At 68.3% G+C, this 12203-nt stretch carries 13 protein-coding genes; 8 read left to right on the top strand and 5 right to left on the bottom strand.

The features are described from left to right. Positions 1–259: 259 nt before the first annotated feature. Positions 260–1363, bottom strand: coding sequence for a TRAP transporter substrate-binding protein (locus tag HOP52_RS18435; RefSeq protein ID WP_275298287.1), 1104 nt, complete (start codon positions 1361–1363; stop codon positions 260–262). A gap of 336 nt (positions 1364–1699) precedes the next feature. Here HOP52_RS18435 and HOP52_RS18425 point away from each other — a divergent pair, with 336 nt between their 5' ends. After that, positions 1700–3829 (top strand): tRNA(Met) cytidine acetyltransferase TmcA, encoded by a 2130-nt coding sequence (locus HOP52_RS18425; RefSeq protein ID WP_238978996.1) that lies wholly within the window; start codon positions 1700–1702, stop codon positions 3827–3829. 62 nt (positions 3830–3891) lie between these two features. Next, a complete protein-coding gene (locus HOP52_RS18420; RefSeq protein WP_238978995.1) occupies positions 3892–5355 on the top strand; it encodes an aminoacyl-histidine dipeptidase in 1464 nt (487 codons plus the stop codon). Here the strand turns inward: HOP52_RS18420 and HOP52_RS18415 are convergent. Further along, on the bottom strand, positions 5352–5825 hold the full coding sequence (locus HOP52_RS18415) for a Dps family protein (RefSeq protein ID WP_238978993.1): 474 nt from the start codon (positions 5823–5825) through the stop codon (positions 5352–5354). The two genes, HOP52_RS18420 and HOP52_RS18415, sit on opposite strands and share 4 nt — an antisense overlap. 324 nt (positions 5826–6149) lie before the next feature. Here HOP52_RS18415 and HOP52_RS18410 point away from each other — a divergent pair, with 324 nt between their 5' ends. The 4 genes from HOP52_RS18410 to HOP52_RS18395 are packed head-to-tail and all read left to right on the top strand — an operon-like array spanning position 6150 to position 8971. Beyond that, positions 6150–6698 carry a hypothetical protein gene (locus HOP52_RS18410; RefSeq protein WP_238978992.1) on the top strand — a complete coding sequence of 183 codons (549 nt, stop codon included), beginning with the start codon at positions 6150–6152 and terminating at the stop codon, positions 6696–6698. Then, positions 6695–7072, top strand: coding sequence for a hypothetical protein (locus tag HOP52_RS18405; RefSeq protein ID WP_238978991.1), 378 nt, complete (start codon positions 6695–6697; stop codon positions 7070–7072). Before HOP52_RS18410 ends, HOP52_RS18405 begins: the two co-directional genes overlap by 4 nt. 10 nt (positions 7073–7082) lie before the next feature. Then, positions 7083–7907, top strand: a complete 825-nt coding sequence (locus HOP52_RS18400; RefSeq protein ID WP_309675203.1) for a DUF1007 family protein — start codon at positions 7083–7085, stop codon at positions 7905–7907. After that, a complete protein-coding gene (locus HOP52_RS18395) occupies positions 7898–8971 on the top strand; it encodes a nickel/cobalt transporter (RefSeq protein ID WP_238978989.1) in 1074 nt (357 codons plus the stop codon). The genes HOP52_RS18400 and HOP52_RS18395 overlap by 10 nt, the downstream gene beginning before the upstream one ends. A 7-nt stretch (positions 8972–8978) precedes the next feature. Here the strand turns inward: HOP52_RS18395 and HOP52_RS18390 are convergent, their stop codons facing one another. Next, positions 8979–9401 carry an HIT domain-containing protein gene (locus HOP52_RS18390; RefSeq protein ID WP_238978987.1) on the bottom strand — a complete coding sequence of 141 codons (423 nt, stop codon included), beginning with the start codon at positions 9399–9401 and terminating at the stop codon, positions 8979–8981. Between the two features lie 161 nt (positions 9402–9562). Between HOP52_RS18390 and HOP52_RS18385 the strand changes: the two genes are divergently transcribed. Both HOP52_RS18385 and HOP52_RS18380 read left to right on the top strand, forming a co-directional pair. Then, complete coding sequence (locus HOP52_RS18385) at positions 9563–9694, top strand: entericidin A/B family lipoprotein (RefSeq protein WP_238978986.1); 132 nt, start codon at positions 9563–9565, stop codon at positions 9692–9694. A 158-nt stretch (positions 9695–9852) separates the two neighbouring features. Beyond that, positions 9853–10179, top strand: a complete 327-nt coding sequence (locus tag HOP52_RS18380) for an I78 family peptidase inhibitor (protein ID WP_238978984.1) — start codon at positions 9853–9855, stop codon at positions 10177–10179. A gap of 6 nt (positions 10180–10185) precedes the next feature. On the opposite strand, the gene HOP52_RS18375 is transcribed toward HOP52_RS18380, so the two are convergent. Both HOP52_RS18375 and HOP52_RS18370 read right to left on the bottom strand, forming a co-directional pair. After that, positions 10186–10689, bottom strand: a complete 504-nt coding sequence (locus HOP52_RS18375) for an acyl-CoA thioesterase (protein WP_238978982.1) — start codon at positions 10687–10689, stop codon at positions 10186–10188. An 87-nt stretch (positions 10690–10776) separates the two neighbouring features. After that, entirely contained in the window at positions 10777–12087 is a 1311-nt protein-coding gene (locus HOP52_RS18370; RefSeq protein WP_238978981.1) for a short-chain fatty acid transporter, read from the bottom strand. Between the last annotated feature and the right edge of the window lie 116 nt (positions 12088–12203).

Here is a 12203-nt window from a genome sequence, read left to right as displayed (position 1 = left end):
GCGGCTGAAGACGTTGGTCAGCACGACGGCCAGGGTCGCGATCCACAGCCAGGAGAGCGTCTTGCCAATTGCCGCGATGGCGGTGTCGAGCGCATGGCTCAGCCGGTTGGTGGGCAGAGCCGGAGGCTGTGGGTGAGGCGAGTTGGCCGACTCGTGATCGGCATGGGGTGTGGACATCGATGAGCGGCCTCATGTAACCGGAAGCAGAGCAATACGCATCAGAGGGCCTTGCGGCCCCCTGAGGCTCAGCCGTGTTGGATCAGTCGGACTTGGGTGCGTAGTAGGAGCGTGGCAGGTACCCTTTCGAGTGCCAGTTGCCGTGAACGGCCATCCACTCGCGCTGGCTTTCCAGCACGCGGGCGAAAAGCGCGTCGTCGCTGGACATCTCCTCCAGCACCTGCATGGTCACCGCCTCGAGCTCGGCGAGGATCTCCGGCGACAGAGTCTGGGCATTCACGCCCTCGGCCTCGAACTCCGCCAGCGCCTGGGGGTTTTCCCATTCGCTTTCGGAGAAGCCGAACAGGGTAGCGGAGCGACAGCCGGTTTCGATCTGGGCGCGGCTCAGGTCGGTGAGGCCATCCCAGGTCTCCTGGTTCACCAGCAGGTGGGAGGTGGTATAGGTCTGGTGCCAGCCCGGCATGACGTAGTTCTGGACGATCTCCTGCATGCCCAGGATGCGGTCCACCGCCGGCGCGGAGAACTCCATGGCGTCGATGGTGCCACGCTCCATGGCCTGGTAGAGCTCACCGCCCGGCAGCATGGTCACCGAGGCGCCCAGGCGCTCCATGACGCGCCCGCCGATGCCGGCGAAGCGGATACGCAGGCCGTCGATCTGATCGAGGGACTCCAGCGGCTCGGCGAACCAGCCGGCCGCCTCCGGGCCGATGACCCCGCACAGCAGCGCCTTGACGCCATAGGGCTCATACACTTCCTGGAGCAGCTCGTCGCCATCGCCGAAGTAGTGCCAGGCCATGAAGGCCGGGGGCTCCATACCGAATGGAGGGCCCGACAGCAGTGGCAGAACCGGAATACTGCCCTGGTCGTAGCCAATCCAAGTGTAGCCGGCCGGGTAGCGGCCTTCGGAGACAGCGTCGAGAATCTCGAAGGGCGGGATCAGCTCGCCTGGCTCGTAGTAGCGCAGATTGATATTGCCCCCGGAAATCGCTTCCAGAGTCTCGGAGAGATGCACCACCGGGGTGCTCAGGCCGACCAGGTGAGAGGGGAAGGCGATGGGCACCTGCCAGCGGACGCGCTCCTGGGCGTTGGCGGTGCTGGCCAGGGTGGCGCCGGCGAGGATGACGGCGGCGGCGGTGCCGCTGAGCGCAAAACGTACGGACGTGCGGGTGCCAGATGAGACTTGCATAGACACGACTCCACTTGCTGTGACGGGTATTGTTGTAGGAAAAGGCCTAGTTCCAGGGAAAGAGATTATAGGTGCCCCCCGGAGTGCTCAAGTTTGGAAAATTGGTAATACCAATTTTTGGCACTCCTGTGCTGCGCTGCGATGTCGTGGGTGAAGGGGAAACTTCCGGTAAATGTGGCGGATCCGGAGCGTTTGAGGCGTGAACGTCGGATAAATTTGCGGCTATGTTAGCAAGCTTATAGTCATTGTCGGGCGAGCCGTTGCGACCAATGGCTAATCGCTGCGGCATTCTTCTTGCTGGGGAATGGGCAGTTTCTGGGCGTGACGAGGTGGCAGATGGAGTCCGAGGTAGAGGAGCTGTTCAATTGGTCATACCAGTTGGGGCGGATTGGCTGGCGGGGGTTGGTGTGGGTGAGCGGCGAGCCGGCGGAATGTCGGCAGTGTGCGCTGGCGCTGTGGCAGGCGGGCGGCTGGCGACGGCCCTGCTGGGTGTCGGCGGTGCCGCCGACAGCCCTGGAGGCGGAGTGCTGGCTGCCCCCCTCGCGGGCGCGTACCCGCCTGGGCGGGGAGCAGGACCTGCTGGTGGTCGATGCCGTGTCCGGCGAGGCCGACTTCGACCCCGACGCCTTCGGTGCCCTGGGCGGCACCCTGCGCGCCGGCGGCCTGCTGCTGCTGCTGACTCCCTCGCCCTGGGGGGCGCCGGGGGACCTCGACGGCGGTTCCGGCGAGCACCCCGGCTCGCGCTATCTGTCGCGCCTGGCGCGACGCCTCTCGGCGGCCGGTAACGTGGCGCGCTGGGGGCCGAGGGAAGGGGCCTGGCTGCCGACGCTGCCCGACGCTTCGCCCCGTGCGAGCGAGCCCGGCGCTGATCCGGCGTGTCTGACCGATGACCAGGCCGCGGCGGTCGCCGGCCTGGTCCGGCTGCGCCGCCGCCGCCCCCTGGTGCTGACCGCCGATCGCGGCCGCGGCAAGACGGCGGCGTTGGGGATCGCCTGCGCGCGACTGCTGGCGGCCGGCGAGCGGCACATTCGGGTCACGGCGCCGCGCCCGGCGGCGGTGGCTGCGCTCTTCGAGCGGCTCGAGCGACTGTGTCCGGAGGGGGGCTTGCGGGGCAATGCCTTCATCGACGCGGGGGGCGGCCGGGTCGAGTTCTGCGCTCCGGACGAGCTGGCGACCCTGGCCGAGCGCGGTGAGGCGGGTGGGCCCGGCGCGCTGCTGCTGGTGGATGAGGCGGCGGCGATTCCCGCCACCCTGCTGGGGCAGTGGCTGACGGCCTTCCCGCGCATCGCCTTCGCCACCACCGTGCATGGCTACGAAGGCTCTGGCCGCGGTTTTGCGCTGCGCTTTCGCGACCGCCTGATGCGCCAGACGCCCGACTGGCGCGAGATGCACCTGGCCGCGCCGATTCGCTGGGCGGCGGGGGATCCGCTGGAGCGACGCCTCGCCGACCTGCTGCTGCTCGATGCCGAGCCGCCTCCCTTTGCCGCGGCATCGAGCCCGACGCTTCGGCGCTGGCGGCGTGACGACCTGGCCCACCGAGAGCCGGCGCTGCGCGACCTCTTCGGCCTGCTGGTCCAGGCCCACTACCGGACCACACCCGGCGACCTGCGGCGCCTGCTCGACGCTCCCGGGCTGCGCATTGCCACCCTGGAGGCCGAGGGGCGCCCCCAGGCGGTGGTCGTGTGCGGCGACGAGGGCGGCTTTTCCGCCGCGCTGGCCGAGCGGGTGGCGCGGGGCGAGCGCCGCCCGCCGGGGCACCTGCTGGCGCAGTCGCTGGCGGCCCATGCCGGCTGCCGGGAGGCGCTGACCGCGCGGCTGCGGCGGGTGCAGCGTATCGCCGTGCATCCCGAGCGGCGCCGCGAGGGGCTGGGGCGGTGCCTGCTCGAGGCCGAGCTGACCGCGGCGCGGGAGGCGCGCATCGACCTGCTGGGGGCCAGCTTCGGCGCCGAGCCACAGCTGATCGCCTTCTGGCGGGCGCTGGGCTTTCGCGCGGTGCGCCTGGGGCTGTCCCGGGAGACCGCCACCGGTGAGCATGCGCTGATGGTCGTCGTGCCCACCAGCCCCCGGGGCGAGGCCCTGGCCGAGTCGCTGACGGCAGGTTTCCAGCGCCTGCTGCCGGCGCTGCTGGCCTTCGAGCTGAAGGCGCTGGACCCCCAGGTGGCGCTGGCACTGCTCGGGGAGGGCGCGCCGCCGGCGCTGTCGGCCGCCGACCGTCGAGACCTGGACGATGTGGCCCATGGTCGCCGCGAGCCGGCCACGGTGCGCCCCGCGCTGCAGGCGCTGCTGCGTCGCCTGGCCGTCGACGGCAGCCGCGACCCGGCGCTCGCCTGGCTGGTGGCCTGGGCCTTTCAGGGGCGTGATATGGCCTGGCTGGCGGCGCGGCTGGGAGTTTCCGGGCGTCGCCAGGTCGTGGCGCAGCTTCGCCAGGCGGTGGTGCGACTGCTCGAGGCCACAACGGCCGACTGAGCGCTTTTCCCGGCGTCGTTTGCCCGGTAAGGTAGCGCGGTTAACCTCGATGAAGACTCGCCATGAACGAACACCTCGAGCAGCTATCGCCGCAGCCCCTGTGGCACCACTTTCGCACCCTGTGCAACACGCCGCGGCCCTCCGGCCATGAGGCCGAGCTGGTCGCCCTGCTCGAGCGCTGGGCCGATGCCCGGGGGCTTGCCCATGACCGCGATGCCCACGGCAACCTGCGGCTGCGCAAGCCGGCCACGCCCGGCCACGAGCGCGCTCCGGGAGTGATCCTGCAGGGCCACCTGGACATGGTGGCCCAGGCCAATGCCGAGCACCCCCACGATTTCACCCGCGACCCCATCGAGACCCATGTGGCCGACGGTTGGCTGCATGCCCGCCATACCACCCTGGGGGCCGACAATGGCCTGGGGGTGGCGGCGGCGCTGGCCATTCTGGAGGACGACAGCCTGACCCACGGCCCGCTGGAGGCGCTGTTCACCCTTGAGGAGGAGACCTCCATGGGCGGTGCGCTGAATCTCGCGGAGGGATGGCTCGAGGGCCAGGTGCTGCTGAACCTGGACTCCGAGGATCGCGGCGAGGTGTTCATCGGCTGTGCCGGCGGTGCCGACGTGGTGGTCGAGGCGGCGCTGCCGACCGCCCCGCTGGCCGAGCACGAGGTGGCCCTGCGGCTGTCGCTGACCGGCCTGGTGGGCGGTCACTCGGGGATCGACATCCACCGCGGTCGCGGCAACGCCAACCGCCTGCTGGTGCGCGTGCTGCGCTCGTTGGAGGCCTTCGATGCGCGCCTGGTGGACTACCATGGCGGCACCCTGCGCAACGCCCTGCCGCGGGAAGCATTCGCCACCCTGGTGCTGCCGGCCGATGAGGCGGCGGCCGCCAGCGAGCGGGTCGCCGCCCTGCAGCAGGAGCTGCGTGGCGAGCTGGCCGGGGTCGACGACGGGCTCACGCTGACCCTGCACCCGCTGATGTCGCCCCCGGCCCAGGCGCTCAATGCCCACGCCAGTCGCATGCTGGTGGCGGCGCTGCACGCCGCGCCCTGCGGGGTGGAGCGCATGAGCCCCGAGGTGGAGGGCGTGGTGGAAACCTCCAACAACCTGGGGGTGGTTGGGCTGGAGGATGGCCGCTTTCATCTCTGTGCGCTGGTGCGCTCGCTGCGCGACAGCGCGACCCGGGACATCGCCGACCGGTTCCGCGCCCTGTTCGAGCTGATCGGTGCGAAGACCCGGGTCGAGAACGCCTATCCCGGCTGGACCCCGGCCTCCGACAGCCCCCTGCTCGCGCGCTTCTGTCGCCTGCATCGTCAGCAGCTGGGCGGCGATCCGGCGGTCAAGGTGATCCACGCGGGCCTGGAGTGCGGCATTCTCGCCGGCAAGTACCCCGGGATGCAGATGATCTCCTTCGGCCCGCTGATCCGCGGTGCCCACTCGCCCGATGAGCGTGTCGAGCTGGAGTCCGTGGAAGAGTTCTGGAGCCTGCTCAGGGCGCTGGTCGAGGACCTGGCCGAGGGCTCTTAGCCCAGATAGGCGTTAAGCATCCAAACGGTCTTTTCCTGTTCGCGGATATAGTCGCCGGCCTGGGCGGCGGTGCCCTCGTCGTCGGCATCGTCGGCCAGGGCGAGGATCTCCCGCTGCAGCTCGATCAGGGTCTGGTACCCCTTGAGCACGCCGCGTACGCAGGCCTCGCCGTCGTGCACGTCCTTGTCCTCGCGAATCTCGGCCATCGCCACGTAGTCGCTGTAGGCGTGCACCGGCGTGTGGCCCAGCGTCAGGATGCGCTCGGCCACCTCGTCGACCTTGGTCAGCAGGTCGGTGTAGAACTCCTCGAACTTGGTGTGCAGCTCGAAAAACTGCGGCCCCTTCACGTTCCAGTGATAGCCGCGTACGTTCATGTAAAAGATCTGGTAGTTGGCCAGCAGGGCGTTGAGCTTGTCGGCCAGCTGGCTGGCGCTGCCGTGATGCAGGCCGATGGCGTTGGTGTCGGTCATGCGAGTGCCTCCTTGGTCGCGTTCGGTTCCGGAATAAAGGCTCTGGAAAACAGGTGACCAGTGTAAGCGCTTGATGGGTAGTGGGTAAGCCAAATCTTGCCATCGCCGCCATAGCCTCTCCCCATGGGATGCCGTTCGGCGGTCTGCTTTTCAAGGGGCTGCGCCATTTTGCCGCCGGCGGCGGCAGACCGAGGAACCCTTGGTGTCGGTGGGACTCTCAAGGAGCGTCGATGCCGGGTCGTGGCTGCTGGCTGCGGTGGTTGCATAGCCCCGGGTCGGCGTAGACTGTCCAATTCCAACCGAAAGCGGCTCAGGAGAGATGCCATGCGCCCCTGGTGGCCGATGCCCATTTTGCTGGTGCTGGCCGGCTGTGAGACCACGCCCAGCGCGCTGCCCGCGGCCGAACCGTCCCCGGCCGCCGAGTGCCGCTGGGAGGCCGGTGAGGTGTCGTCGGTCGAGTGGGTGCGCCGTGCGGCCGCGGTATTCGAAGGAGAAGGCTACGAGGTGCGCCATACCGACCCGGCGCTGGGCGTGATCAGCGTCGAGCGGCGTCGCCGTGTGCCCGGCTACGGTGACCCCTACGACAGCTGGTCCCGGCCCACCTGGTTCGGCAGCTATGGCGTGGGGCGCGGCGGCGGCTTCTCCACCGGCGTGATGGTCGGCTTCGGCAGCGTCGGCTATATGCGCGGAGATGCCACCCGGCTAGAGCGGGTCTCGCTGGTGGCCGATGGGCAGGCGGTGCGGATCAGCCGGGATATTCAGGTGATCGACTGGCAGGGTGATCAGCGCGAATCGCGCAGCGCCAGCGATGCCGACTACTGCCGTCAGCTGCGCGAGGCGCTGGAGCGGGTCGACCCGCGGGAGGCCTCATGATGCGCTGTTTGATTGCGCTGCTGCTGGCGGCCGGGCTGACCGGTTGCGCGACCGGTGGTGGCATGGCTCCGGAGTCCCGGGAGCTCGGCTACGCCGCCTCCCCGGAGTCCACCTTGCGCCAGGGGATCAACCTGCTGGCCGATCAGGGCTATGTGATCCGTCATGCCGACGCCGAGCTGGGGCGTGCCGAGGCGGTGCTGTCCCGCTGGCCGGGCTATCGAGTTCAGCTGTCGGTGACGGCGGAGGGCGAGGGGGCCCGCGCCAGCCTGACGGCGACGAGAGGCGGTCGGCCGCTGCCGCCACACCTACTCGACCCGCTGCTCGCCGCCCTCGAGTCACGCCTGGGGCTGGGGCCCTGGGCAGAAACGCCGTAGCCGTTTCACCATGGGGCCCAGTTCCCCCACCGGCAGTCGTTTCATCATCGGCAGTCGTTTCACCATCGGTAGTCGTTTCACCATCGGTAGTCGTTTCACCATCGGTAGTCGTTTCACCATCGGTAGTCGTTTCACCATCGGGAGCACCTGCCTCACCATGACACTGTCTTGTCTCGTTTTGCGACGCTGGCTAGGGTTTGCCACCCTGGCCGCTGCCTTACTGCTGGCGCCGGGGCTGACCCTGGCCCACCCGCATGGCTGGATCGACATGCGCATGCGGCTGGTAGTCGATGATCAGGGGCGCCTGGAGGGGCTGCACCAGGCCTGGCGGATGGATCCCTTCTATAGCCTGGTGATACTCGAGGAGCTGGAGCACGCCGCCGGTGGCGGTGGGCTCGAGGCCGGACTGGACCAACTGGGGGGTGAGATCCGCGAGAACCTGCGCCCACACGACTACTTCACCGAGCTGCGGCTCGACGGCGAGCGGTTGGCGCTGGGTGAGGTCAGCGAGTACACCGTGATGTCGCGTGGCGGGCGCGTTGAGTTCATCTTCCTGCTGCCGCTGGCGACGCCGCAGCCGCTGCGGGACAAGACCCTGCACTACAAGGTATTCGATCCCACCTACTACCTGGAGGTGGTGCATGAGGCGGAGGACAATACGCCGCTGGACGATGCCCTGGTGGTGGGGGGCGAGCTCGCCTGCACCACGCGTATCGTGCCCGCCGACCCGGATCCGGAGCGGGTCATGGAGGCGGCCATGCTCGATATTACCGACGAGGCCGTACCGGGCCTCGGGCGCCACTTTGCCGAGACCGGGGAGGTGACATGCGAGTAGCGGTTCTTCGCCTGGGCGGGAAATGGTGGCTGGCAGGCGCCGGGCTGCTGCTGGCCGCGCTGCTCTTCCACCTGGTCTTCCAGGGGGGCTTTCAGTCGCTGAGCTTTCAGATCGTGGCCTGGCAGCGGGACCTGCATCGGGCGCTGACCCTGGCGATCACCGAGCTCTCCGGTTCCCCTTCGGCGGGTACCTGGGCCGTGCTGCTCGGTATCAGCTTCGGCTACGGGGTCTTCCACGCCGCCGGGCCGGGCCACGGCAAGGCGGTACTGACCACCTATCTGCTGTCGCAGGGGGGCGCCGTGCGTCGTGCCCTGGGGCTCTCCTTCGCCGCCTCGCTGCTCCAGGGGGTGGTGGCCATCGGCCTGGTGGTGGTGCTGGTATACGGCCTGGGCTGGGTGACCCGCCAGGCGATGGGCAGCGTAGTATGGGTCGAGCAGGCCAGCTTCCTGATGGTGGCGCTGCTGGGGGCCTGGCTGAGCCTGCGGGCGATTCGTCAGCTGCGCCGTCCGATGCCGGGCGGCGCCGTCTCCGCCCGGCAGGCGCCGCACTCTCTCGCTGCTGACTCCTCTCATGGCCATGGCGCCCATCACGGTCATGACCCGCAGCATGACCATGATCACTGCTGCGGCGGCCATCATCATGTGGACCCGCAGCAGGCTGCCGACTGGCGTACCGCCCTGGCGACGGTGGTGGCCATCGGTATGCGCCCCTGCACGGGCGCGGTGCTGCTGCTGGGGGCGGCGAGCCTGCTCGGCCAGTTCGTGGTTGGGGTGGCGGCGGTACTGGTGATGTCGCTGGGCACGGCGCTGACCGTGTCGGGGCTGGCGCTGGCCAGCGTGGTGGCCCGGGGCTGGGCCGAGAGGCGACTCGCCCGCCAGGGTGGCGTGCAGCGCGCCGGTCGCCTGCTGAGCTGGGCGGCCCTGGGCGGCGGCCTGGCGATCCTGATACTGGGAGTGTCGCTGTCGGTGACCGGCGTCAGTCAGCCCGGCTCGGCGCCGCTGCTGGGCGAGCCGCCCGCGCGCAGCGGCGAGGCGCCGTCGCGTGCCAGCCCCTTCGGGGGCTGAGCCGGCGCTACTCCAGGTCGAGGCCCTCGATCTGGGCCAGCAGCCGGTCGCGCATGGCGGCCAGGCTGTCCAGGTCGTAGGGGACCGCCGTGCCGTGGCCCCACACCGGGTACGGCCAGGCGGCGTCATCGCGGCGGCGCACGATCACATGAACGTGCAGCTGGGCGACCTGGTTGCCCAGGCTTGCCACGTTCAGCTTGTCGCCCTTGAGGCTCCGCTTGAGGGCCTGGCCGACACGGGCCGCCTCTCGCCACAGCTGCTGCTGGTCGGCCTCGCTGAGTTCGAAGATCTCACGGATTCCGGAGTGGCGCGGTATCAGCACCAGCCAGGGGAAGCGGGCGTCGTCCATTAGCCGCAGCTGGCACAGCGGCAGTTCGGTGACCGGGTAGCTGTCTGCCACCAGGCGCTCGTCCGGCTCGAAGGGGGCCATCCTGCTCTCCTTATCATCCAAGGGCGGTCCTTGCATGATGCCACAGGCGCCTGGCCAATCGGCTGATGGAGCATTATTCACGCAGGCGGGCAGCGTCAGTGCTAGATTGAAGAGAGTAGGTCCGGTGCTTTCATGCGCCGGGGGCGCACAAGGAGATAGCCATGAAAAGGATACTAGCCGTGATGCTGATTTCGCTGTTCACGCTGTCGTTGCTCAGCGGCTGCAATACCATACGCGGGGCCGGGCAGGACATCGAGCGCGGTGGCGAGGCGATTCAACGCTCCGCTGAATGACATAGACGCAGCGGCCACGCTGTGTGCTGAGGACGGAGCGGGAAGGCCCGCTTCGTTCATTTCCTCATTTGACAGCTGATAATTCAGATAACGGCTTATTGTCGAGAGCAGTCCTTTTGTAGATACCCTTTAAGACACAGGCGAGAAATGGATGTCCCATGCCAATGAAACCCGCTTTTGCGACCATCACCGGTATGCTGCTGATGGGCTGTACCGCGATGCCGACCACGCCACCGCCCCATGAACCGGCCCCGCCGCCGCCTGCCGCCGACCGCCAGGAAGATACCTGCGGTGCCCAGCGGGTCCAGGCGCATGTCGGTGAGAAATACAGCGAGGCGCTGGGTGAGGCCCTGGAGCAGACCAGCGGTGCGCAGGCGCTGCGGGTGATGCGCCCCGGCTACGCCTACACCCTGGAATATCGCGCCGAGCGCCTCAATGTTCGACTGGACGAGGACGGGGTGATCACCGCCATCGGCTGCGGTTGACCGCCGTCAATTGTCGTCGTGGGCCGCCTGGGCGCGGCGCTCCTCCTCCTCGGCCTGCTTGCGCAGCTTCTTGCGCAGCGCGGCCTTCTCGAAGCGCAGCTTCTGCTGCCGTGTCGCCAGCTCGAGCGGCGGTACCGGTGCCGGCTTGCCTTCGCTGTCCACCGCCACCATGGTCAGGTAGCAGCTGTTGGTGTGGCGAATCACCTTGTCGCGGATGTTCTCGGCCACCACCTTGATGCCGATCTCCATCGAGGAGCGGCCCACGTGGTTGACGCTGGCCAGGAAGGTGACCAGCTCGCCGACATGAATCGGCTGCTTGAACAGCACCTGATCCACCGACAGCGTCACTACGTAGTGGCCCGAGTAGCGGCTGGCACAGGCGTACGCTACCTCGTCGAGCTTCTTGAGAATGGCGCCGCCGTGCACCTTGCCGCTGAAGTTGGCCATGTCGGGTGTCATCAGCACTGTCATCGAGAGTTCGTGCTGGCCGGGCATGTCGTAGGCTTCCATCTGTCGTATTCCTTAGGGGTGTCTTCCCCAGCATAACGCCTCGCCACCGGCTTGGGGGCGAGGCGTTGTCCGAGGCATTGGCGGCGCTCAGAACCAGGTCAGCCCAACGGCGATGATGGCGCCGGTGATGAACAGCTGGATCAGGCAGAAGCCCATGATGTCCTTGGCCTTCAGGCCGGCGATGGCGAGTACCGGCAGCGCCCAGAACGGCTGCAGCAGGTTGGTCCAGGCGTCGCCCCAGGCGACGGCCATGGCCACTCGGGAGACATCAACGCCCAGCGCCTCGGCGGCGGGGAGCATCACAGGCGCCTGCACGGCCCACTGGCCGCCACCGGAGGGGACGAAGAGGTTGACGACGCCGGCGCTGAGGAACGACCAGAACGGCAGCGAGGTCTCGGTGGCAAAGGAGATCAGTCCCTCGGACATGGTCTGGGCCAGCCCCGACTGGACCATTATCGCCATGATGCCGGCGTAGAAGGGGAATTGGATGACGATGCCTGCGCCGCCCTTGATCGCCTCGTGCAGGCTTTCGAGCAGGCTGCGTGGCGTGCGGTGCAGCACGATGGCGAGGAACAGGAACATGAAGTTGACGATGTTCAGGTTCAGCCCGCCGCCGCGCAGCAGGAAGTGATCGAGCAGGAAGATCACCCCGGGGATGCCCACGAGCCAGGCCAGGGTCACGCTGTTCTCGAGGCGCTCGGCGGGGCGGGTGATGCGGCCCTTGGTCTCGGGGGCCTCGCCCAGCAGCTTGGGGTCCACGTAGACGCTGTCCTTTTCATCGGGCAGCATCAGCCGGTTGACCAGCGGGATGCTGATGAACAGGCATACCACGATGGCCAGATTGAAGAAGGAGAAGATGGTCGAGCCGGTGCCGATTACGCCGATCTGGTCGGCGGTGAAGTGGCCGTCGGTGGCGATGGTCAGCGGTATGGAGCCCGCCAGGCCGCCGTGCCAGACCACGAAGCCGGAGTAGGCGCTGGCCACCAGCAGTCGATAGTCGACTCGCACCAGTCGCGCCAGCTCCTTGGCGAACAGCGCCCCCACCACCAGGCCGAAGCCCCAGTTGATCCAGCTGGCCGCCAGCGAGACCAGGGTGACCAGTACGATGGCCCCCCCGGCGTTCTTGGCCTGCGCGGCGAGGCGCTGCAGCAGGCGCTTCACCGGCGGTGAGCTGGCCAGCATGAAGCCGGTCACCAGCACCAGCAGCATCTGCATCGAGAAGGTCAGCAGGTTCCAGAAGCCGTCGCCCCAGAAGCGCATCACCGCCAGTGGTGTCTGGCGCTCCACGGCGATGGCGGCGGCGGCGGCGATCACGGTCAGCAGCAGCACGAAAATGTAGGGGTCGGGCAGGTAGCGCTCGACCAGCCTCACGGCGGGCCGGGAAAGGTATTTGAGCATGGCGGTTTCGCTTCTTCTCTGTTGTAAACGGTGTGCCTACGGGTCGTCTGAGAAAAAATAGCGCAGTCTCAGAAGGTTGCACGTTCGACTGGTCAACGTTGCCGGCCCCGAGAGCC

The sequence above is a fragment of the Billgrantia campisalis genome (assembly GCF_022341425.1).
Taxonomy (GTDB): Bacteria; Pseudomonadota; Gammaproteobacteria; order Pseudomonadales; family Halomonadaceae; genus Halomonas; species Halomonas campisalis.
The sequence above is the reverse complement of the archived record's forward strand: the minus strand, read 5'-3'. Positions and strand labels throughout refer to the sequence as shown.

What these genes read in the sequence shown, in the direction of transcription:
- HOP52_RS18380 (WP_238978984.1), top strand. Translation starts at nt 9,853, where the DNA reads ATGCCAATGAAACCCGCTTTTGCGACCATCACCGGTATGCTGCTGATG.
- HOP52_RS18405 (WP_238978991.1), top strand. Translation starts at nt 6,695, where the DNA reads ATGATGCGCTGTTTGATTGCGCTGCTGCTGGCGGCCGGGCTGACCGGT.
- HOP52_RS18385 (WP_238978986.1), top strand. Translation starts at nt 9,563, where the DNA reads ATGAAAAGGATACTAGCCGTGATGCTGATTTCGCTGTTCACGCTGTCG.
- HOP52_RS18370 (WP_238978981.1), bottom strand. Translation starts at nt 12,087, where the DNA reads ATGCTCAAATACCTTTCCCGGCCCGCCGTGAGGCTGGTCGAGCGCTAC.
- HOP52_RS18400 (WP_309675203.1), top strand. Translation starts at nt 7,083, where the DNA reads ATGGGGCCCAGTTCCCCCACCGGCAGTCGTTTCATCATCGGCAGTCGT.
- HOP52_RS18425 (WP_238978996.1), top strand. Translation starts at nt 1,700, where the DNA reads ATGGAGTCCGAGGTAGAGGAGCTGTTCAATTGGTCATACCAGTTGGGG.
- HOP52_RS18415 (WP_238978993.1), bottom strand. Translation starts at nt 5,825, where the DNA reads ATGACCGACACCAACGCCATCGGCCTGCATCACGGCAGCGCCAGCCAG.
- HOP52_RS18390 (WP_238978987.1), bottom strand. Translation starts at nt 9,401, where the DNA reads ATGGCCCCCTTCGAGCCGGACGAGCGCCTGGTGGCAGACAGCTACCCG.
- HOP52_RS18410 (WP_238978992.1), top strand. Translation starts at nt 6,150, where the DNA reads ATGCGCCCCTGGTGGCCGATGCCCATTTTGCTGGTGCTGGCCGGCTGT.
- HOP52_RS18375 (WP_238978982.1), bottom strand. Translation starts at nt 10,689, where the DNA reads ATGGAAGCCTACGACATGCCCGGCCAGCACGAACTCTCGATGACAGTG.
- HOP52_RS18420 (WP_238978995.1), top strand. Translation starts at nt 3,892, where the DNA reads ATGAACGAACACCTCGAGCAGCTATCGCCGCAGCCCCTGTGGCACCAC.
- HOP52_RS18435 (WP_275298287.1), bottom strand. Translation starts at nt 1,363, where the DNA reads ATGCAAGTCTCATCTGGCACCCGCACGTCCGTACGTTTTGCGCTCAGC.
- HOP52_RS18395 (WP_238978989.1), top strand. Translation starts at nt 7,898, where the DNA reads ATGCGAGTAGCGGTTCTTCGCCTGGGCGGGAAATGGTGGCTGGCAGGC.